This is a genomic window from Nocardia sp. CC227C, from assembly GCF_030767025.1.
Taxonomy (GTDB): Bacteria; Actinomycetota; Actinomycetes; order Mycobacteriales; family Mycobacteriaceae; genus Nocardia.
Genome location: NZ_JASITE010000014.1, coordinates 79,896 through 99,613 on the forward strand (window position 1 = coordinate 79,896; position 19,718 = coordinate 99,613).

Here is a 19,718-nt window from a genome sequence, read left to right on the forward strand (position 1 = left end):
AGGGGTCTCGAGAAGCAGACGAACGGGCGCGCGGAAAGGTGACCGATGTCCGATCAGGGCGAGTTGACGAGGCAGTTCGAGGCGCAGCGCCCGCGCCTGCGCGCCGTCGGCTACCGCATGCTCGGCTCGTGGGCCGCGGCCGACGACGCCGTCCAGGACACCTGGTTGCGCCTGCACCGCGCCGACCCGGCCGAAGTGGCGAGCCTGCCCGCCTGGCTGACCACCGTGATCTCACGAATCTGCTTGGACCACCTGCGTTCCCGCGCCGCCCATCCGGAGGATCCGCTCGGCGACGTCGACCCCGACCGCGTCCGGGGCACCGCCCACGACCCGGAAGAGGCAGCGGTGCAAGCGGACTCGGTCAGCCGCGCCCTGCTGGTCGTGCTGGATCGGCTGTCGCCCGCCGAACGGGTGGCTTTCGTGCTGCACGACGTTTTCGCGGTGCCGTTCGATCAGATCGCCGCGGTGGTCGACCGCACACCGGACGCCGCCAAAAAGCTCGCCAGCCGCGCCCGCCGACGCGTCCGGGGCAACCCCGCGGTCCCACCGGCCGATCTCGCCCGGCACCGCCGCACGGTCGACGCCTTCCTGGACGCGGCCCGCACCGGCAATCTCGAAGCGCTGCTCGAGATCCTGGCTCCCGATGTGGTCCGTCGCGCCGACGCCTCGGCGGTCCCCGCCGGCACCGCGCTCACCGCCCGCGGCATCACTCGCGTCACCGAGGACGTCGCCCGCTTCGGCGCCCGCGCCGTATTCGCCGAACCCGCCCTCGTCGACGGAATGGTCGGCGCCGTGGTCGCCCCGCGCGGTCGCCTCGCCCAGGTACTGCGTTTCCGCGTCGAAGGCACCCGCATCACCGAATACGAAGTCATCGCCGACCCCGACCGGCTGCACGGGCTGGATATCGCGGTACTCGGCTGAGTTCCGCCACCCGACCGGACGTGAAATACCTCCGGCGGTTCGCGGCGTGCGAAACATCGGCGTGCGAAACATCAATGGAGAGGTTCTTCGAAGATCCGTCCGGGGGTGCTCTGCTACCTCACGTAGTAGGTCGCTAGCATCGTCGCTGTGCCGGACAAGAGACGACTGACGCTGGTGGGTGCCGTGCTGTCGGCGGCGGCCGCGATGTTGCTGCTGCTCGGTTGGTTGGCGTGGGGGCGCGGGTACGGGTACGGGGTCGACGACAATCCGGGCTATGTGCTGCTGTTCCCGGTGTTCGCGGGTTTCTTCCTGTGGGGGCTGGTCCGATTCCGGGCGATGGAACGCGATGCCGCGGTGGCCGACAGCAAACCCTTGTCGGACAGGGGGAGTCGAGAGATTCCCGCCGGGCTGCTGCCCGCGCGCGAGGCGGCCGTGAGTGACACCGATCGCGCGATGGACGCGTACAACCGGTATCTGGCCGAACTCAATGCGCGCGAGCTGCGACACCATCTGCGCGAGGCGGGTTTGGACGTCTTCGCGGGCGACCGGACGTAGTCGGCGGACCGTCAGCCGGCGCGCCGGTCGTACCGGGTCCGGGCGCGGTCGTGGGCGGTGCGGAGCAGTTCTCGCACCGTGGATGCGGTGCGTGTGCCCGGGTTCACCACCGCCAGCCACCCGGCGCTCTTGTACACGGGGTGGGGCAGGACCGTATCGGCGACGCTCGCGTCGACCTCGGGGGCTTCGCGAGGCGAGTGGCCGATCGAGCGTTCGAAGACGTCTTTTCCGACGCTGATGTTCACGCGGAAGACGTCCGGCCGGTGCAGCTGTGACGCGGTGTCGTCGGGGTAGTCCTTGGTCACGATGGTCGCGAAGGGTTGGACGGTGGTCGGCACCTGTCCGTCGGGGGCGTAGTAGAAGAACGCGTCACCCCACGCGACCTCGGGAGTGCCGTCACCGGGCTGCGGCTTCAGGGTCAGCACGCCGCCGAGGCTTTCGATGTAGGCGATGATCTCGTCGATGCTCATGGTTACAGCGTGACATTGAAGTGCTTGTGTAGAGTTTTCCGCGATGAGCCCAGGTGAAGACCGCGAAAGTCGCAACTCGGGTCTGCTGCGCACCGCTGCGGTGGCGCAGCGGGCGGGGTACTCCGTTCAGCAGGTGCGCAATCTCGAACGTGACGGGGTGCTGCCGCCCGCGCGTCGAACAGCCGCCGGATACCGGGTGTACGACGACACTCACGTCCGCGCCGCTCGCGCCTACCGGGCACTGGCCGCGGGGGTGGGGCCGGTGCAGGCCAAGGTCATCATGCGGGCGGTGCACGCGGGGCCACCGACGCAGCCCCTCGCGCTGCTGGACGCCGCGCATGCGCACCTCGACCGGGAACGCCGCGACCTCGCGTTGGCGCAGGACGCGGTCCGTGCCATCGCCGACGAGTCCATCGACGATGTGCGTGCCGCCGATGCCATGAGCATCTCGGAGCTGGCCGAGGCCCTCGGCGTGCGGCCGTCGACCTTGCGGCATTGGGAGGCAATGGGTGTGGTGACGCCGGAGCGCAGCCCGACCGGTGCGTCGCGCAGCTACCGGCCCGGCGACGTTCGGGACGCGCGGATCGTGCACCAGTTGCGGCTGGCGGGCTACCGCCTCGCTCCGCTCCGGTCGCTCATGCCGCAGTTGCGCGGGGCGCGACGCTGGGCCGAGGTGCTGACCGGGCTGACCGCCCGGGACGCGGATATCACGACGCGCTCCCGGGCTCTGCTCACGGCGGCCGCCGAACTGGATGCGCTCCTCCCACCGCTCGATTCCGCACCCGGTGTTCGGTAGGCGTCGCGGGCTGTCGGGGTCGCTCCGCCGGTGCGGAGGGTGCATCGCCGCGGTCGTGCGGGCGTCAAGGTCTGGTGGCATCCTGACGGCTTTCCCGGGCGAATCGGCCGGGGGCCAACCCTTTCCAGGTGCGGAAGGCGGTCGAGAAGGCCGACATGCTGGAGTAGCCCAGCCGCTGCGCCACCGTGTCGACGGTGAATCCCTTGGCGAGCAGTTCCTCGGCGAGCATGCCGGTCGTCTCGTGGCTCAATGCGCGAAAGCTGGTGCCCTCGTCGGCGAGGCGGCGGCGCAGGGTGCGGACGCTGATATTCAGATCGGCCGCCACCTCGGTCTGGCCCGCGAGTCCGCCCCGGTAGACGAGCAGTTCGCGCACCTGTCCACTGAGCCCGGTGCGCGCGTGCCGCCGCTGGACGGTCTCGACGCAGAGCCGCTCGTACTGCGCGCGCAGCAGCGGGTGCGCCTGCGGCATGGGGTGGCGCAGGTCGGCGGCATCGAGGACGAGCACGGTGCGCTCGGCGTCGAACCTGATCTCGGGCACGTTCAGCAATGTGCCGACCGCCTCGTAGACGGGGGAGTAGCCGAGGGTGACATCCAGCCGTTGCACCGGAACATCCCAGCTCAGCAGTTCCCGCTGTACCGTGCGGATCAGGGTGAGGTCGCGTTCGAGCGCGAACCGCCGCACCTGTTCGGGAACATTCGAGGCATCCATGCTCACCAGCACCTGCGCGCCGGAGGTCTCCAGCGCGTACCGCACATACGCGAACGACAGGTCCGCGAACCGCGTCCACATCTCCACCATCTCCCGCACGGTGGCGCACGCGCTCAATGCCACCCCGAGGTTCCCGATCACCGGCAGATGCACCGCCATCCCCGCGATCAACCCCAGCCCCGGCTCATCTCCGGTCACATCCAGAATCCTGCGGATGATCCGGAACTCCTGATCGAGGTCGATCTCCACCGTCGGGTCGGTCAGCTCCGCCACTTCGATCCCCGTCCCCGCCAACGCGACCGCCCCGTCGATCCCCCTCTCCATCGCGAAATCGACCAACAGTGCCGCGCTGACCGTCGAGCGCACATACCAAGGGTCCCTGGCCATACCGAGAATCATCGCAACCCGAACCCGCCCGCATCCCCCGAATCGAAGACCACGACCCGGTTGCTTCGGCTACGCTGCGGTCGCGGCTCATGATCGAAGGAGGGCCACCGTGCGCATCATGATCTCCTCCTTCCCCGCCTCCCGGCCCGCTACGCCCTCATCGACACCCTGATAGCCGGTATCGGTGACCGCGAAGTCCAGGACCGGGTGCGTGCCGACGCCGCCCACCGCCTGGTCGGTTCCATCACCCCCGAATCGCCGGATTCCGCCACCCCCGCCGCGGTCCCGACCACCCTCGCGAAGCCCCTCCCGCCATCCGATTCGTGATCTCTCGGTGGGCCGCACCCATCGCGGACGGCGGTAGCCGACACGATCGCGGGTCGAGTCTCCTGCGGCTTTCGTGCCCATCCGAGGTAGACCTAGCCTGGAGCGATGGCCGATGGTGGCGCATGTGAATGTGGCTCCGCGAGACCGTGTGTCGACACGTGGTACGAGGCGCTCGCACAGGAGCATCAGGATCCGGAGATGGCGACGTGGCATGCGCCGCTGGTCTGCAATTTCGTGTTGCAGCACCCGTCTCGCAACAAGGAGCGGTTCGCCGATGTGCAGTTCCGGCTATTGCAGTTCTATCTCGACCGAGGTGTGACGGCTGTCAACCGGCTGGCGCGACATCAGGTGGCGCGCAACAAGAGTGGTGGGCCGGGGTACGACATGCGGCCTCTGCAGCCGTACCGTGCGCTGCCGCACAGGGATTCCGTGCCGCGTTTCGCGCTCGGCATACCGGACCTGAGGGATGCCGACGGCGGATTCGTCGGCGACGGTCACCCTGCCTACGGTGCGCGCATGCGGATGCTGAGCGAGGCGACCATCGCGGGCTACCTCGAGAGCGAGTCTTAGCTTTCCTCGTCGAGTTTCTCGCCATCGAGATGACCTCAACGTCGATTGAGTCTTCCGAATGTGTCGGTGCCGAGAATTGGAGGACTCGAACGAGTCTGAACGATCCGAGTGCCGAGGCGACCGCACGGGCGGTGGCGGCCGGTCTTGCCGCCGAGTTGCGGCGGGCGGTCGAGACCGACGACGCCGACCGCTATGACAGCTGGTTCGCCGCGGGTTCACCCTTCGGTGAGCCGATCGTCGGCCATGAGCAGATCAATGCGATTCACCGGCGCATGATCGGGGCGGCGAAGCCTGTCGCGCCGCCTTCGGCCCCTAGGCTCGACACCATGCCGCGGTTGCTGATCATCCACCACACGCCGTCCCCGTTCATGCAGGCGATGTTCGAAGCGGTGGTCTCCGGTGCGACCGACCCCGACATCGAGGGGGTGGAGGTCGTGCGTCGGGCGGCGCTGGCCGTCTCACCGACGGACGTCCTGGAAGCGGACGGCTACCTCCTCGGCACCCCGGCGAACCTCGGGTACATGAGCGGCGCGCTCAAGCACGCGTTCGACGTCGTCTACTACCCCTGCCTCGATTCGACCCGAGGTCGCCCCTTCGGGTGCTACCTGCACGGCAACGAGGGCACCGAGGGGGCGGAGAAGGGGATCACCTCCATCACCACGGGCCTGGGGTGGACGAAAGCCGCTGAGTACGTGGTGGTTTCGGGCAAGCCGTCCAAGGAAGCGCTGGAGGGGTGCTGGGAATTGGGTGCGACCGTGGCGGCGCGGCTCATGGGGTGAGCGCGGTCGGGCTCTCACGTCGTCCGGATACGTCGCTCCATCGCTGCCCGGATGAGTGCTCGGGCCGCGTCGTTGTAAGCGGCCTGCTCGGCGAGCACGGCGAAGGTCTTCTCGTGCAGGGTGATTTCGGACGGCCGGGTGATGGTCAGCTCCGCGCTGACGGTTTCGGTGAGCACTTGGGCACGGTCGTAGATGACGAAATTCGTCGCGGGGGCGCGGTACTCGGCACCGAGCGGGATCACCCCGAGCCGGAGGTTGGGCCGTTCCAGTTCGCCGAGGAGGTGTTCGAGCTGCGCCAGCATCACCGCGCCGTCACCGACCGTCGGATAGAGCGCGGCCTCGCCGATCAGGATGTGGAAGCGGTGCCCGGCGCGCTGGAGGACGCTCTTACGGGCCATCCGCATCGCCACGGCCTCCTCCAGGTCGTCACGGCCGCCGATCATGGAGATACAGACGCGCAGGATCGCACGGGCGTAGCCCTCGGTCTGCAACAGGCCGGGCATGGTGTCGGGGTCGTACCAGCGGATAAGGCGCGTCTCGCCTTCCAGCTTGATCGATTGGCGCTGCCGGTGCGCGTGCCCGGCGGCGAGGGTGCGCTGCCATTCCAGGTACATCGCGCGCAGGTTGCGCAGGCTCGCCACCAGGTCATCCAGCACGGCCATGCTGTCGCACGCCGCGCACCAGTCGGCGAGGTCGGCTTCGGTCGGCGCTTGCTTTCCGCGCTCGATGCGGCTGATCTTGCTGGAGTGCCAGCCGCATCGAGCAGCGAGATCGACGCCCGATAGATGGGCGGCCCGGCGCAGCTCCCGAAGGCGTGCGCCGAGCGCGGCCCGTGCGTCGTCAACAGCTCTCACGGCGCGTGCGCGTACTCGCTGTCGGCGTACCGGGCGTGGTCGATACCCTTCGGCCACAACGTCGCCCGTGCATGCACGCAGCGGGCGACGATTCCCGGGTCGGTGGTGATGGACAGGCCCATGAATTCTCCCGTCTCGGCGAACGTCGTGAACGCGACCGTGTCGTCGTCGAACAACCAGTAGTCGTCGCTCGGCACCTCGGCCGGGTCGGCGAGGTGGCGCGGCAGCCACCGGACGGCTTCCCCGGTCTGGACGTTGTTGTCGGTCTCGCTGAGCAACCACCGGGTATAGGTGGAGTGCGGGACGGTGACCACGCGCAGCCGTTCGAGCGCGACACCGCGCCCGGCCGTCTCCACCATCAGGTCATCCCACGCCTTCCACGACGCAGGCTGTTCCGCCGGTTCGTAACTCTCCCCGGTCTCCCAGCGCCGTAGCGCTTCGACCTCGTCGGCCACACCGTAGGTGTCCTGCACCTCCAGGTGGAAGGCATATCGGTGGGCCGCACGGAACAGCGGCTCGAACACCCCGCCACCGACAACGTGGAGCATCAGCGCACCACCACGGCCGTCTCGTGGTCGGCGAGCCGCAGCTGTGCGAGGACTTCACGGGAGGTGATCTCCTCACCGCTGACCAGGAACGCGCCGGGTGCGGCGACGGCCTCCACCGGCAGCGTCATGCCCGGTTCCAGCCAGTCGAGCAGGACGTGAGGTACGAGCACAGTTCCGGCTCTGTCGGTGATGTCGCCCTGTACTACCAGCTCGCCGGTCTCGGCGGCATACACCGCCGGGCAGGTGCCGCTCTTGGAGCCGGAGCCGAGCAGGCGCAGTGTGAGGTGCGAATGCATGGTGAGGCCTTCCTTTGCGATCGAGGCGAATGTATCTCGCAATGGTCGCGGTAATTGCCTCCCGCACACAAGATTACGCGCAAAGATGCACAAAGTTGTATCGGTTTCAGGTAACGCCGCCCCAGGATTGCCCTACGCCCCGCCGCCGGGTGCTCTCTTCCCCGGCGGCGGGTGCAACCCAGTCGGACAACGGAAGGGGCGAGCAGTGAGCACACCCGCGCTGTGGAGAGGCGACGTGCGGCAGCAGATGGATGCGCCGCGCCGTCGGCCGTGTGGCTACCTCCACCACGACGACGGCTCGTGGTCGTTCGTCGGAGACGATGGATGGCCGGTCGGTCCGGAGGAGTTCCGTGCCGATTCGCGCGTCGGGACCGTGGGCGCAGCAGTCGCCTCCCCTGCGATCGACGTGGTACCGGTATCCGTCACCGGCAAAACTGAGCGGCGGTCACCGACATGTGGGTGACAGTCGGTTTCGTCGTGGCGGTCGGCCTCCCGCTGGCGGTTGTCGTGGGCGCGGTCTGCTGGCCCGAGCGCATCCCGCCCGATCGGTCGGTGGACGGCATCCGGGCGCGCATCGGGGCCGAGGACGGGAGGCGGTCCGGTCGCCGGTGGAGCGGCCGAGTTCGCCCCCCGATTTCTGGTGGCTGACATACCTGGCGGAAATACGGTCATACTGCTCAACGGGGTACATCGTGATTGGGAAGAGGTGAAGGGTCGCCGTGGAGGCGCAGGAGTCGAGGCCACGCCGGATCGGATTGGTCGAGGATCACGAGTCGGTGGCGATCGGGTTGGCGGCCATGCTGGCGTCGGAGGCCGATCTGGAATTGGTGATCACGGCGGGTACGGTGCCGGAGCTGCTGGCGGCGGCGCCGGAGTTGGATCTGGTGGTGCTGGATCTGCGGCTGGCCGACGGGTCCTCGCCCGAGGACAATGTGCTGGCGCTGCGGGAGAGCGGTGTCGAGGTGCTGGTGTTCACCGGCGCGGACAACGCGTTCCTGGTGCGGGCCGCCGCGCGCGCCGGTGTGCTGGGCGTGGTCCGCAAGTCCGAGGACGTGCCCACCGTGGTGGCGGCGGTGCGCCGCGCCGCGCACAAGGAACTGGTGGTTACCACCGACTGGGCCGCCGCCATCGACGGCGATCCCAGACTCCAGGACGTGGGCCTGAGCCCGCGGCAGCAGGAGGTGCTACAGCTCTACGCCTCCGGTGAGAAGGCCTCGCGCGTCGCCCGGATGACCGGGCTGTCCGAGCAGACCGTCAACGACTATCTGGGCCGTATCCGGCAGAAGTACGCCGACGCCGGACGCCCGGCACACACCAAGACCGACCTGTACAAGCGGGCCGTCGAGGACGGTTGGCTGCCCGTGCCGGAACGCGATCCGCACGCATGACCGCGTCCAGCGCGCTGGACTCCCCGCCCGCCGACGCCACCATCTCGTGGACCGACGCGCTGCGGCGATTGCGGGGAGCGCTCGATACGGCCGACGGCAGGACGACGGCCGCCTCCGACCGGATCATGCGCCGCCTCGGCGTCTCGCTCGGCATCGGCGGGGTCATCATCGGCCTGTTCGAGGTGCCGGAGATCGCCGAGCACGGGCGGTTCGTCCCGTTCTGGTGGACGCTGACCGCGGCCCTGCTGACCTTCGGGTTCTTCCCGGTTCTGGCGCTGGTGGCGACGCTGACCGGGCAGCGGCCGATCAAGGTCGTATCCGCGTGTGCCGCGGTGAGTTTCCTGGTGGTGGTCGCCAGTGTGCCCGCCGTCTTCGAACCGGACACCGTGAACGCCTCCACCATCTGGCCGTTCCGGGTGCTCGTCATCGCGGTGACGGCGGCGGTGCTGGCGTTCCCCACCCGGTGGGCGATCGCCTACATGATCGTCGCGTCGGCGATGGCCGCCACCGCCAACGTCTATACGCTGACCGATTTCACCGCCGCGCTGTTCATCGAGAACTTCCTGCGCGCGGCCGGGCTCGCGGCGCTGTTCGTCTGGTGCGGCACCGCCGCGCGCGGAGCGGCCGAACGGGTGGACCGCGAATCGGCCATCGCCGCGCGCCGGGCCGCCGTGTCCGCCGCCGCGCAGGCCCGCGACCGGGAACGCGCCCGCTTCGCGGCCCTGATCCACGACGCGGTGCTGTCCACGCTGCTGGAGGCGTCGCGCGCGGGCAGCGAATCGGATGTGCTGCGCCGCCAGGCCGAACGCACCCTGGAACAGCTCGAGGAGGTGCGCGGCGGGGAACGCGATCCCGATCTGCTGGACGCCCGCTCGGCGGTGCTGTTCCTGCGCTCGGCCGTGCAGGAGGTGAATCCCGGCATCCGGTTCGCCACCCGGACCTGGCCCGGCTACGACGATCTGCGCATGCCGGTGCAGGCCGCCAGCACCCTGGCCGCCGCCCTCACCGAGGCCGTGCGCAACAGCCTGCGACACGCTTCGGTGCCGGGGCGGGAGGTGCGGCGCACGGTTACCACCACCATCAGCGCGGGCAGTATCCGCATCGTTTTCACCGATGACGGAGCGGGTTTCGACCTCGCGGCGGTCTCGGCCGACCGGCTCGGCATCTCCATGAGCATTCTGGGCCGCATGCGCCAGCTGGCGGGCGGCTCGGCCTTCGTGGAATCGCTGCCGGGGGAGGGGACCACGGTGACGCTGGTCTGGGGTGGCGATGGCTCACTCTGACGTTTCGGACAGCCGTTTCGGCCTCGGCGATCTGCTGGGGCTGCGTGGCGGCGCGGGCTGGTTGTTCCTGGTCATCCTGGAAGCCACCATCGCCCTGTACATGTACAAGAACTTCGACGGGGTGCCGTTCTGGTCCGCGCTGGCGGGTATGGCGCTCATGCTCGCGGCGGGCGCGCTGGTGATGGTGGTGCCCGTCGATCCGCTGCCGGTCCCGGTGGCGCTGTTCGCGGCCGCCGCCGGACCCGCCTCGGCGGCGCTGACGGTCATGAGCCTGTCCCCGGGCGGGCAGTCGCATTCGGTGTGGACCGCCTACGCCAGCTCGTATGTGCTGTCGGTGCTGGTGTTGCGGGGGCGGGTGCGCATCGCCTGGATGGGCGTGGCCGCCATCGCGGCGGTGGTCGCGGTCGCCAGGCTGGGGCCGCAGTTGGAGGCCAGCGCGGTGGTCGGCTCCATCGTGCCCATCGGGACGGTCGCGGCGATCACGGTGTTCGCGGCGATCATGCGACCCATGCAGCGGTCATTGCGCCTGCTGCGCGAGGAGGCCATGCTGCGCGCGGCCGCCGAGGCCACCATGTCGGCCGCCGACAATGAGCGCACCCGGCAGCTCACCCGACTGGACCGAGTGGCGGGGCCGATCCTGGAGCGCATCGCCGACGGTGTCGAACTCACCGTCTCCGAGCGCGAGGAATCCCGCCTGCTGGAGGCCGAACTCCGCGACGGGCTGCGGGCGCCGCAACTGGTGACCGATGAGCTGAGCTGCGCGGCGCGGGGTGCGCGTTCGCGCGGGGTCGAGGTGGTGCTGCTCGACGACGGCGGCTTCACCGGCGTGCCGGAGTGGGTGCGCAAACGGGTGATCGACGCCGCCACAAGGGAATTGGACGCCGCCAATATGGGCACCGTGACGGTGCGAGTACTGCCGCTGGGGCGGCGGCTGCTGGCCACGGTGCTGGCGACCGGCCTGGATCACGACCAGCGCACCGAGATCGACACCGACGGCAAGGTCACGGTGGCCTGATGCGATCCGGACGCGGATCGCGTCACCGGGTCAGTCGTCGCAGCGTCCGGGGCCGCCCTTGCGCATCTGGTCGCGCAGCGCGCCCTGTACGGCGGTCGACAGCCACGAGTTCAGCGATTGCCCGCTCTGTGCTGCGGCCTCCTCGGCGCGCGATTTGATCTGCTCGACCAGGCGCAGGGTGACCCGGCTGATATCGCCGGTGACCTCCTCGAAGGAGGGCGGTTCCTCGTCGGATGCGGTCTTGCGCACATCCACGTGGGCGTCGGTGCCGTCGACGGAGACGTGCACGGTCCGATCGCCCAACGTGGCGCTGATCTCGCCGGCCAGATCCGAGAGCGCGGCGAGCAGCGTGAGGCGGGCCGAGTTCTCGGTGGCGGCGGCCAGCGCGGCGGCCGTGGCCTGCGTTTTCTCATCGCCGAGCGTGGCGGCGGCAATGAGGTCCTCGCGCAGGCGAGCCGTGTATTTGTTCAGGTCCATGACACCAGTGTGACGCCATGGATGACGCCACACAAGGAGTGAAATGATGTCAGGTACAACCCCCATTACACGAACCGTCATCCGACTGGCGGCGGTTCGGCGACAAGGGTGCAAAACCCATTCCTGCCACCGGGTAGCCTTCTGGCTATGACGAACGGTAATTCGACGCGAACCGAGCTGCACGCGTCCGGCACTGTCGGTGTCGCGATGGTGACCCCCTTTACCGCCGAAGGCAAGCTCGACGTCGATACCGGTGTCGCCCTCGCGTCCAGCCTGTGCGACCGAGGCGTCGATCTGCTCGCCATCTCCGGCACCACCGGCGAATCTCCGACCACCACCGAGTCCGAGAAGTTCGACCTGCTGCGTGCCGTCGTCGACGCGGTGGGCGACCGTGCCACCGTCATCGCGGGCGCGGGCACCTACGACACCGCGCACAGCATCGAGTTGGCGCGCAACGCGCAACGCGCGGGTGCCCACGGTTTGCTGGTCGTCACCCCGTACTACTCGCGGCCCTCCCAGGACGGGTTGGTCGCCCACTTCACCGCCGTCGCCGATGCCACCGATCTGCCGGTGACGCTCTACGACATTCCGCCGCGCTCGATCATCCCCATCGGACCGGACGCGCTGCGGCGGCTGGCCGAGCATCCGCGCATCGTCGCGGTCAAGGACGCCAAGGGCGACCTCAATTCCGGTGCCGAGATGATCGCCGAGACCGGGCTGGAGTACTACTCCGGCGACGATGTGCTGAACCTGCCCTGGCTGTCCATCGGGGCCGTCGGATTCATCAGTGTCATCGGGCATCTGGTGCCCGATCGGCTGCGCGCCATGCACACCGCCTATCGGGCCGGTGACATCGTCCAGGCGCGCGAGATCAATGCCAGCATGATTCCGCTCTATCGGGCCATGGCCCGTTTCGGAGGTGTTGCCATGACCAAGGGTGCCCTGCGCCTGCTCGGCGTCGAGGTCGGCGAACCGCGCCTGCCGCAACTCATCCCGAACGACAGACAACTCGACGACTTGGCCGCGGACCTGCGCGCCGCGGGGGTGCTGGCATGAGCAACCCCATCGGTCGTCGTCCACGCCGTACCGCGAGTCGCGCCGCGGGAGCACCGGAACCGGTGCGGGAGCGCGACACCCAGCCAGCAACCGCATCTACGAAGGAGACCGCCGCGCCGACGACAGCAACCGCCGCACCGGCTTCGACGTCTGCCACGACGCCGGAACCCGCTGCCGCGCAACAGGAATCGACCGACCGTAACCGAAACGAGCAGGAGGGGGGACGATCCGGCCGGGGCCGTTCGCAAGACCGCAACCGGCGTGGCGGCCGAGGCCGCCAGTCGGGCCGGTCCGATCGCGGCGAACAGTCCGCGCCGCCGGTGCGCGATCCGCACGCCTTCGGCACCCCGCCCCCCGCGCCGCGCGGTGGCCTGCGGGTGTTCGCCCTCGGCGGCATCAGCGAAATCGGCCGGAACATGACCGTTTTCGAGCATGACGGCAAGCTGCTCATCATCGACTGCGGTGTGCTTTTCCCTGAGGACCAGCAGCCGGGCGTCGACCTGATCCTGCCGGACTTCGGCCCCATCGAGGACCGGATCGACGATGTCGCGGCGGTGGTCCTCACCCACGGGCACGAGGACCACATCGGCGCGGTGCCGTTCCTGCTGCGTCTGCGGCGCGACATCCCGGTGGTGGGCGCGAAGTTCACGCTCGCGCTGGTGGCGGCCAAGTGCCGGGAGCATCGGTTGCAGCCCAAGCTCATCGAGGTCAGCGAGGGCGAGCACACCCAGCACGGGCCGTTCGACTGCGAGTACTTCGCGGTCAATCACTCCATTCCGGACGCGCTCGCGGTGGCGGTGCGCACGCCCGCGGGCATCGTCCTGCACACCGGCGACATCAAACTCGACCAGCTGCCCCTGGACGGCCGCCTGACCGACCTGGCCGGTTTCTCGCGGCTCGGCGACGAGGGCGTTGACCTGTTCCTGGTGGACTCCACCAATGCCGAGGTGCCCGGTTTCGTCACCCCCGAACGCGAGATCGGGCCGGTGCTCGACTCGGTGATCGGCAAGGCGCGCGGGCGGGTCATCGTGGCCTCCTTCGCCTCACACGTGCACCGCATCCAACAGGTGGTGGACGTGGCGCAGCGCTACGACCGCCGGGTGTGCTTCGTGGGCCGGTCCATGGTCCGCAATATGCAGATCGCCCAGGATCTCGGCTACCTGGACATTCCCGACGGCCTGGTGGTCGATCTGGACCAGGCGGCGAATCTGCCGGTGCACAAGCTGGTGCTCATCTCCACCGGATCGCAGGGTGAGCCGCTGTCGGCGCTGTCGCGCATGGCGCGCGGCGACCACCGGCAGATCAATATCCGCGCCGACGATCTGGTGGTGCTGGCGTCCTCGCTCATCCCGGGCAATGAGAACGCGGTCTTCGCCGTGGTGAACGGGCTGGCGCGGCTGGGGGCCACCGTGGTGACCCAGCAGAACGCGAAAGTCCATGTGTCCGGCCATGCCTCGGCCGGAGAGCTGCTGTACCTCTACAACGCGGTGCGGCCCACCAATGCCATGCCGGTGCACGGGGAATGGCGGCATCTGCGCGCCAATGCGGCGCTGGCGGTCGCCACCGGCGTGCCCGAGGAGCGGGTGGTGCTGGCGGAGAACGGCGTCGTGGTGGACCTGGTGGACGGCATCGCCAGCATCACCGGCAAGCTGCGCGTGGGCCAGGTGTACGTGGACGGTCTATCCGTCGGCGATGTGGGCGAATCCACGCTGTCGGACCGGCTGGTCCTGGGCGAGGGCGGGTTCATCTCGATCACCGTCGCCGTCGACGAGACCACCGGAAAGGCCGTCACCACACCGGAACTCAACGGCCGCGGTTTCTCCGACGACCCGGCCGCGCTGGCCGACGCCCAGGAACTGGTGGAGGCCGAACTGCGCCGCCTGGCAGGTGAGGGCGTCACCGAGACCCACCGCATCGCCCAGAGCGTGCGCCGCGTTGTGGGTCGCTGGGTGGCCGATACCTACCGCCGCCGCCCGATGATCGTGCCGACGGTCATCGGCGTGTAGCCGGTCTGCCGTCGCAGCAGTGCCCCAGCGGATTCCGCTGGGGCGCTGTGCATTCCCGGCTCGGGATATCCGCGGCTCTCGAGCGCGGCGTCTCCGCGGAGCGGTGGTGCGCTGCGATGCACCCCGGACGGCTCGGCCGCCCGGGGCGGCGGCTCAGTTGTCCTGGCAGGCGGCGGAATCCAGCTTGGCGGCCTTCACGATGCTGCACGCGAAGCCGTGGTCGACCTTCCATTCGTTGCCCTCGGCGACGAAGGCGACGGTGGCGTTCTCCACCGGGGAGCCGTCGATGGTCACATTGGCGTCGGCCTTCAGCTTGCCGTCGACCGGATCCTGCACATTGGTGATCTCGACGGTGACGTTGTTCTGCTTGGCGGCGTCGACCAGCTTGTCGACCAGCTGCGGGTCGACGGCCGCGTCCTCGATCCAGCTGATCTTGGTCTTGGCGTCGATGGAGGGATCGAACGCCTTGTTGATCTTGTCGTTCAGCTCCTCCACGGTCGGCTTCGGCAGATTCGGGACCTCCGTGGTGGAGGGCGCGGCACCGGTCACCTTGTCCTCGTCCTCGGTGGAACCCTCGAACTCACCGGCGGGCGCGGCGGAGGTGGTGGCCGATCCGGTATCGGTGTCGTCGCCGGAGCCGCCGCAGGCGGTCAGGCCGAAAGCCATCGCGGCGATCGCCACGGCGGCAGCGGCGCGGAAAACAGTGTGTTTCAACGAACTACTCCCTGAAATCGGATTGAAGAATTAGAGCCGGTAACCGCTGGTGCAGTTCCAGTGGATGATGGTGGCGTCGGAGAGGTTGCGGCTCAGCGCCTGATTGCGCGCCGCGCTGCGGGATTCCGCCGCCCCGAACGTGTAGTAGCCCTGGCGCGAGTAGGCGACCGCGCCGCAGCCGTTGGCGAAGCGCGCGACGATCTTGCAATCCATCCCCCGGCATTCGCTCAGCGCGCCGTCCTGCGCGGCTGCCCGCGTGGCATAATCGTAGGAGTAGCCGATGCTGCCGGTGGAGGCCGACAGCGCGATGGCACCATAGTTGTACCCCGCCGCGTTGGCCGGAGCCGCCGTCACGGCCAGCAGGGAGCCCGCCGCCGCGATCACAGCGGCCGCGCCGCTGACAATCTTCTTCAAGGTGTTGCCCTTCTTTGCTTATGGGTCCACGACCCGATGGACCGAGGAGTCAAGCTACCGACCCGGATTGGCCGACGCCAACCCGGAAACAGCGGAAACGAGCGGGTGCCGCATGATTCGCGTTCCGGACTGCCTGCCGGTGATGCGGCAATGATCATGTGGAGCGCTTATCGCCGACCGGGTGTTTCCCTTAAGGCCGACCCTTCTGCTGAGCGGTTTGTCCGGTTAGGGTGCGCGTATGAGCATGGCCCAACGCGAGCGGCAACATCTGGTGCAGACCATGGCGGCCGCCGGTCCGGACGCTCCCACCCTCTGTGGCGAATGGACGGTGCGAGATCTGGCCGCCCACTTGGTCGTTCGTGAGCGCCGTCCGGACGCGGCTCCCGGAATCCTACTGAAACCGCTGGCCGGATATTTGGAACGCGTGCAATCCAAAGTGGCGCGGCGACCGTTCCCGCAACTGCTCGAACAGGTGCGCACCGGCCCGCCCGTCTGGTCGTACCTGCGGCTGGCCGACTCGGTCGCCAATCTCACCGAGATGTTCGTCCACCACGAGGACGTCCGCCGCGCCGGAAGCAGCTGGGAAGCGCGGGAGATGTCACCCGCCGACGAGGATCGGCTGTGGCAGGCGCTGCGGCCCGTCGCCAAGATGGCGTATCGCAAGTCGCCGGTCACCGTGGTGCTCGCGACCCCGGACGGCCGCCGCCACACCGCGCACACCGCCGGCGGCCACACGGTGGTGCTCACCGGGCCGCCGTCGGAACTGCTGCTGCACGCCTTCGGACGCGACGAGGTGCGGCTGAGCATGTCCGGCGACCCGGACGATGTGCGGGCGGTGCTGGCCACCGATCGCAGCGTCTGATCCGCCCGATTTCCGGGCACCCGCCGACCACATCCCGGTTCGGCTGGTAATAACCACCGTGGTCGTGCAACGATCACGACGAGCGGTGGCTCACCGTGACGAGCGCCACATCCGGCGGTCGGCGCGGGAGTGTAGGTATGAGGTGGTAAGTGCGATGACATGGCGACTGTCGGTACTCGGGCCGGTCGAGCTGAGTCACGAGGGCGTGCCAACGGCCGCCATGCCGCCCAAACAGCAGGCCGCCCTGCTCATCCTGGCCGGGGCGCGCGGGCGCACCGTCTCGGTCGAGGAGTTGGTCGACGGCATCTGGGGTGAGCGGCGGCCGCCGTCCGCACTGGGCGCGCTGCGCAACTACGCCTGGGCGCTGCGCAAGCGCTTCGCCGCCGGCGCGCACGCGGTGCGGTTGACCTCCGGCACCGGCGGCTACCGGCTGGACGGGGCCGTCGAACTCGACACCGACCTGGTCGACCGGTTCCGGGTCGAGGTCGAACAGCTGCGCATCGCCGGAGATCTGGATCGCGCCGAAGCCGTGCTGGAGGCGGCGCTGGGACAGTGGCGCGGCGATCCGCTCACCGGGGTGCCCGGTCCGTGGGCCGAGGCCGAACGGGCCCGGCTGCGCCGCCTGCACCGGGTGCTGTGCGAGGACCGGGTCGAACTCGCCGTGGCCGCCCAGGACTACCCGCGCGCCATCACCGACCTGGAAGGGCTGATCACCGCCGACCCGCTCAGCGAACGGCTGCGCGGACTCATGATGACCGCGCTCTACCGCGCGGGCCGCCGCACCGAGGCGCTGGAGGAGTACCAGCGCATCCGCCGCCTGCTCGTCGCCGATCAGGGCATCGAACCGGGACCGGCGCTCATCGAGCTGCATCAGCGCATCCTCACCGACGAACTGCCCACCGTGGCCGCCGGTGCGCCCGCACCGCTGCCCGTACCCGCCCAGTTACCGCCCGACACCGCGGATTTCACGGGCCGGCGCGAGGTCGTGGAGCGGCTGTGCGATGAACTGCGCGACGATCTGAGCCTGCCCATCGCGGCCGTCTCCGGTATGGGCGGGGTCGGCAAGACCACCCTCGCACTGCATGTGGCGCATCGGATGCGCGCCCGCTTCCCGGACGGGCAGCTGTACGTGGACCTGCACGGCGCGGCCGCGCTGCCCGCCGACCCGGGGCAGGTGCTGGGCGGATTCCTACGTGCCCTGGGCGTGCCCGAATGGGAGATGCCGACGGGGGTGGACGAGCGGGCGGCGCTGTTCCGGTCCACGGTGAGCGGGCGGCGGCTGCTGCTGGTGCTCGACGATGCCTACGACGGCGCCCAGATCGCCCCGCTGCTGCCCGGAACGCCCGGATCCGCGGTGCTGGTGACGGCACGGCGACCCCTGACCGCACTGCCCGGGGCACGGCCCACCGCGCTGGGCGTGCTCGCCCGCGACGAGGCCGAGGAGCTGTTCGCGCGGATCGTCGGCGTGGACCGGGCGGCCGTCGAACCCGAGGCGACCCGGCGCGTGGTCGAGCTGTGCGGGCTGCTGCCCCTGGCGATTCGGATCGTGGCCGCGCGGGTGGCGGCCCGGCCCACCTGGACCCTTGCCTCCGAGGCGCGGCGACTGGCCGAGGAGCGCGCCGGACTGCGCTGCTTCCGCACCGGGGAACTGGCCCTGGACGCGGTGTTCCAGGCCGGATACGACCAGCTCGATCCGGCGGCGGCGCGGGCGTTCCGACTGCTGGCCGGCACCGGTCTGCCGGAACTGCCGCTGCCCGCCGCCGCGGCGGCGCTGGGATGCGCGCCGGACGAGGCCGAGGAGGTGTGCGAGGCACTGGTCGACCGCGGCATGCTCGAATCCATCGGGCGCGGCCGCTATCGCTATCACGAACTCATGCGGATGTTCGCACTCGGCCACGGCTCCCACCCCGACGAGGCCGATGTGCTGACGCGGCTGCTCGACCACTATCTGGCGACCATGAAAACCGTCCTGCGCGTGCGGCATCCGGGACTGGTGCTGCCGTCGGCGGCGACCGTGTCGGCGGGTGAGCGGCTGCGCGACCTGGACGACACCCGGAACTTCCTCGAACTGGAGCGGCGCAATGTGGCCGCGCTGTACCGGCTGGCGGCCGCCGCGACACCGCGGCACCGGGCGGTGGCCGCGGACCTGGCGATCACGGTGGCGGTGACCCTGCTGGCAGGTGATGCCACCGTCGACCTGGAACAGGCCCTGGACGGCCTGATCGCGGCGACGGCCGCCGACGGGAACGCGACCGCGTGCCGACGGGCTCGGTTGGCACTGGCGTTCGCGCTGCTCGTGGAGTTCGGCGAACCGGAACGGGCGGCGGCCGAGCTGCGGCAGATCCTCGACGGCATCGACCCGGGCGCGGAGATCTGGGTCGGCGGCGCGGCCCATCTGCTCACCGGCGCGCTGGCCCTGGGCGACGGTGAGATCGACGCCGCGATCGACTCCTTCCGCACGGCGCTGCGGCTGCACCGGCTCGGCAACAGCCCGGAATGCGTGCGCGTCGCCTACGCCATGCTGGCCGGTGCCTACGCCGTCGCGGGCCGCGACCGTGACGCCTTGGCCGCCGCCGCGCGGGCCGTGGTCGGCGACCAGCGCCCCGGCACCCGGCACAACATTATGTGGGCGCTCACCGAGGCGGCCTGGGTCATCTGCCGCGACAACGACCCCGACCTGGGGCAACGCCTCTTCGATGCCGCCCTCACCGCCGCCCGCCGCGCGGGCAGTCCCCGTTTCGAATCCGCCGTCCACACCCGCGCCGCCCTCGCCAATCTGGCCGCGGGCCGCCTCCGCGAGGCCGTCGACGAGGCCGACCGAGCCGAGGCCACCCGCGGCGGCCCCACTCGCAGCACCCACCCGCACAACCAATTGATCCGCTACACCGCCCTGCGCCGCCTCGGCCGGACCCTGGACGCCGCCGAGTGCTACCGCACCGCCGCCAGCCAGATCCCCGATTTCGACACCGCCCTGGCCCGCTGGACCGCCACCACCCCCGCCGCGAGCGCACACCCCCTCCCCAGCGCCAGCTGAACCCAACCGCTGCCGCCTGGCACGCCGGTGCGCTCAGGACGACCGATGTGCCTTCTGGCCCGCTGCGCTCGGGCAGTCTGCGCCAGGGGCGCAGGCAAGCGCAGCACGCTCCGACCACGAGCGTTCGCCCGGACCACGCGCCGGCGAATCCGCTCCACCCGACAAGCGCATCTCCCCTGCGCTCCGGAGGACGCCCCGCACCCGCACCGCGCCGCCGACCATGCGGCTGGGCCGTCGCCCGCCCGCCGACGCGGCCG

The 19,718-nt window shown here is 69.9% G+C and carries 20 protein-coding genes; 12 read left to right on the plus strand and 8 right to left on the minus strand.

Going from position 1 to position 19,718, the window contains the following annotated elements; genetic code table 11:
• The first annotated feature begins 45 nt into the window (after nt 1–45).
• Together QMO76_RS26165 and QMO76_RS26170 are read left to right on the plus strand one after the other, a co-directional pair.
• The gene (locus QMO76_RS26165) at nt 46–921 is read left to right on the plus strand and encodes a sigma-70 family RNA polymerase sigma factor (protein ID WP_306363978.1); all 876 of its coding nucleotides are present in this window, start codon (nt 46–48) and stop codon (nt 919–921) included.
• A 147-nt stretch (nt 922–1,068) separates the two neighbouring features.
• Entirely contained in the window at nt 1,069–1,476 is a 408-nt protein-coding gene (locus QMO76_RS26170) for a transcriptional regulator (RefSeq protein WP_306363979.1), read from the plus strand.
• A gap of 11 nt (nt 1,477–1,487) precedes the next feature.
• Here the strand turns inward: QMO76_RS26170 and QMO76_RS26175 are convergent, their stop codons facing one another.
• Complete coding sequence (locus QMO76_RS26175; RefSeq protein ID WP_306363980.1) at nt 1,488–1,946, minus strand: DUF6194 family protein; 459 nt, start codon at nt 1,944–1,946, stop codon at nt 1,488–1,490.
• Nucleotides 1,947–1,989: 43 nt separating this feature from the next.
• On the opposite strand from QMO76_RS26175, the gene QMO76_RS26180 reads away from it, so the two are divergent.
• Nucleotides 1,990–2,742, plus strand: a complete 753-nt coding sequence (locus QMO76_RS26180; protein ID WP_306363981.1) for a MerR family transcriptional regulator — start codon at nt 1,990–1,992, stop codon at nt 2,740–2,742.
• Nucleotides 2,743–2,806: 64 nt separating this feature from the next.
• Here the strand turns inward: QMO76_RS26180 and QMO76_RS26185 are convergent, their stop codons facing one another.
• Complete coding sequence (locus QMO76_RS26185) at nt 2,807–3,838, minus strand: AraC family transcriptional regulator (RefSeq protein WP_306363982.1); 1,032 nt, start codon at nt 3,836–3,838, stop codon at nt 2,807–2,809.
• 432 nt (nt 3,839–4,270) lie between these two features.
• On the opposite strand from QMO76_RS26185, the gene QMO76_RS26190 reads away from it, so the two are divergent.
• Both QMO76_RS26190 and QMO76_RS26195 read left to right on the plus strand, forming a co-directional pair.
• The gene (locus QMO76_RS26190) at nt 4,271–4,735 is read left to right on the plus strand and encodes a DUF5946 family protein (protein ID WP_306363983.1); all 465 of its coding nucleotides are present in this window, start codon (nt 4,271–4,273) and stop codon (nt 4,733–4,735) included.
• 326 nt (nt 4,736–5,061) lie between these two features.
• The gene (locus QMO76_RS26195) at nt 5,062–5,514 is read left to right on the plus strand and encodes a flavodoxin family protein (protein WP_306364110.1); all 453 of its coding nucleotides are present in this window, start codon (nt 5,062–5,064) and stop codon (nt 5,512–5,514) included.
• Nucleotides 5,515–5,528: 14 nt separating this feature from the next.
• Here the strand turns inward: QMO76_RS26195 and QMO76_RS26200 are convergent, their stop codons facing one another.
• The 3 genes from QMO76_RS26200 to QMO76_RS26210 are packed head-to-tail and all read right to left on the minus strand — an operon-like array spanning nt 5,529 to nt 7,212.
• Nucleotides 5,529–6,368 carry a helix-turn-helix transcriptional regulator gene (locus QMO76_RS26200; RefSeq protein WP_306363984.1) on the minus strand — a complete coding sequence of 280 codons (840 nt, stop codon included), beginning with the start codon at nt 6,366–6,368 and terminating at the stop codon, nt 5,529–5,531.
• Entirely contained in the window at nt 6,365–6,916 is a 552-nt protein-coding gene (locus QMO76_RS26205; protein ID WP_306363985.1) for a DUF6879 family protein, read from the minus strand. Before QMO76_RS26205 ends, QMO76_RS26200 begins: the two co-directional genes overlap by 4 nt.
• Nucleotides 6,916–7,212 (minus strand): hypothetical protein, encoded by a 297-nt coding sequence (locus tag QMO76_RS26210; protein ID WP_306363986.1) that lies wholly within the window; start codon nt 7,210–7,212, stop codon nt 6,916–6,918. The genes QMO76_RS26205 and QMO76_RS26210 overlap by 1 nt, the downstream gene beginning before the upstream one ends.
• A gap of 719 nt (nt 7,213–7,931) precedes the next feature.
• Between QMO76_RS26210 and QMO76_RS26215 the strand changes: the two genes are divergently transcribed.
• The 3 genes from QMO76_RS26215 to QMO76_RS26225 are packed head-to-tail and all read left to right on the plus strand — an operon-like array spanning nt 7,932 to nt 10,898.
• On the plus strand, nt 7,932–8,600 hold the full coding sequence (locus tag QMO76_RS26215; RefSeq protein WP_306363987.1) for a response regulator transcription factor: 669 nt from the start codon (nt 7,932–7,934) through the stop codon (nt 8,598–8,600).
• Entirely contained in the window at nt 8,597–9,883 is a 1,287-nt protein-coding gene (locus QMO76_RS26220; RefSeq protein ID WP_306363988.1) for a sensor histidine kinase, read from the plus strand. The genes QMO76_RS26215 and QMO76_RS26220 overlap by 4 nt, the downstream gene beginning before the upstream one ends.
• Entirely contained in the window at nt 9,870–10,898 is a 1,029-nt protein-coding gene (locus QMO76_RS26225) for a hypothetical protein (RefSeq protein ID WP_306363989.1), read from the plus strand. Before QMO76_RS26220 ends, QMO76_RS26225 begins: the two co-directional genes overlap by 14 nt.
• A gap of 30 nt (nt 10,899–10,928) precedes the next feature.
• Here QMO76_RS26225 and QMO76_RS26230 read toward each other — a convergent pair whose 3' ends face one another.
• A complete protein-coding gene (locus QMO76_RS26230) occupies nt 10,929–11,375 on the minus strand; it encodes a hypothetical protein (RefSeq protein WP_306363990.1) in 447 nt (148 codons plus the stop codon).
• Between the two features lie 147 nt (nt 11,376–11,522).
• On the opposite strand from QMO76_RS26230, the gene dapA reads away from it, so the two are divergent.
• Both dapA and QMO76_RS26240 read left to right on the plus strand, forming a co-directional pair.
• The gene (gene dapA / locus QMO76_RS26235) at nt 11,523–12,431 is read left to right on the plus strand and encodes a 4-hydroxy-tetrahydrodipicolinate synthase (protein WP_306363991.1); all 909 of its coding nucleotides are present in this window, start codon (nt 11,523–11,525) and stop codon (nt 12,429–12,431) included.
• Complete coding sequence (locus QMO76_RS26240) at nt 12,428–14,437, plus strand: ribonuclease J (RefSeq protein WP_306363992.1); 2,010 nt, start codon at nt 12,428–12,430, stop codon at nt 14,435–14,437. The genes dapA and QMO76_RS26240 overlap by 4 nt, the downstream gene beginning before the upstream one ends.
• 153 nt (nt 14,438–14,590) lie before the next feature.
• Here QMO76_RS26240 and QMO76_RS26245 read toward each other — a convergent pair whose 3' ends face one another.
• Complete coding sequence (locus QMO76_RS26245; RefSeq protein ID WP_306363993.1) at nt 14,591–15,151, minus strand: hypothetical protein; 561 nt, start codon at nt 15,149–15,151, stop codon at nt 14,591–14,593.
• A gap of 30 nt (nt 15,152–15,181) precedes the next feature.
• On the minus strand, nt 15,182–15,565 hold the full coding sequence (locus QMO76_RS26250) for a DUF4189 domain-containing protein (protein WP_306363994.1): 384 nt from the start codon (nt 15,563–15,565) through the stop codon (nt 15,182–15,184).
• Between the two features lie 238 nt (nt 15,566–15,803).
• On the opposite strand from QMO76_RS26250, the gene QMO76_RS26255 reads away from it, so the two are divergent.
• Complete coding sequence (locus QMO76_RS26255; protein ID WP_306363995.1) at nt 15,804–16,427, plus strand: TIGR03085 family metal-binding protein; 624 nt, start codon at nt 15,804–15,806, stop codon at nt 16,425–16,427.
• A gap of 154 nt (nt 16,428–16,581) precedes the next feature.
• Entirely contained in the window at nt 16,582–19,461 is a 2,880-nt protein-coding gene (locus QMO76_RS26260; protein WP_306363996.1) for a BTAD domain-containing putative transcriptional regulator, read from the plus strand.
• Nucleotides 19,462–19,718: the final 257 nt, after the last annotated feature.

Coding starts and splice junctions, on each gene's coding strand:
- QMO76_RS26165 (WP_306363978.1), top strand. CDS start 46: ATGTCCGATCAGGGCGAGTTGACGAGGCAGTTCGAGGCGCAGCGCCCG.
- QMO76_RS26175 (WP_306363980.1), bottom strand. CDS start 1,946: ATGAGCATCGACGAGATCATCGCCTACATCGAAAGCCTCGGCGGCGTG.
- QMO76_RS26180 (WP_306363981.1), top strand. CDS start 1,990: ATGAGCCCAGGTGAAGACCGCGAAAGTCGCAACTCGGGTCTGCTGCGC.
- QMO76_RS26185 (WP_306363982.1), bottom strand. CDS start 3,838: ATGGCCAGGGACCCTTGGTATGTGCGCTCGACGGTCAGCGCGGCACTG.
- QMO76_RS26190 (WP_306363983.1), top strand. CDS start 4,271: ATGGCCGATGGTGGCGCATGTGAATGTGGCTCCGCGAGACCGTGTGTC.
- QMO76_RS26195 (WP_306364110.1), top strand. CDS start 5,062: ATGCCGCGGTTGCTGATCATCCACCACACGCCGTCCCCGTTCATGCAG.
- QMO76_RS26205 (WP_306363985.1), bottom strand. CDS start 6,916: ATGCTCCACGTTGTCGGTGGCGGGGTGTTCGAGCCGCTGTTCCGTGCG.
- QMO76_RS26210 (WP_306363986.1), bottom strand. CDS start 7,212: ATGCATTCGCACCTCACACTGCGCCTGCTCGGCTCCGGCTCCAAGAGC.
- QMO76_RS26220 (WP_306363988.1), top strand. CDS start 8,597: ATGACCGCGTCCAGCGCGCTGGACTCCCCGCCCGCCGACGCCACCATC.
- QMO76_RS26225 (WP_306363989.1), top strand. CDS start 9,870: ATGGCTCACTCTGACGTTTCGGACAGCCGTTTCGGCCTCGGCGATCTG.
- QMO76_RS26230 (WP_306363990.1), bottom strand. CDS start 11,375: ATGGACCTGAACAAATACACGGCTCGCCTGCGCGAGGACCTCATTGCC.
- dapA (WP_306363991.1), top strand. CDS start 11,523: ATGACGAACGGTAATTCGACGCGAACCGAGCTGCACGCGTCCGGCACT.
- QMO76_RS26240 (WP_306363992.1), top strand. CDS start 12,428: ATGAGCAACCCCATCGGTCGTCGTCCACGCCGTACCGCGAGTCGCGCC.
- QMO76_RS26255 (WP_306363995.1), top strand. CDS start 15,804: ATGAGCATGGCCCAACGCGAGCGGCAACATCTGGTGCAGACCATGGCG.
- QMO76_RS26260 (WP_306363996.1), top strand. CDS start 16,582: ATGACATGGCGACTGTCGGTACTCGGGCCGGTCGAGCTGAGTCACGAG.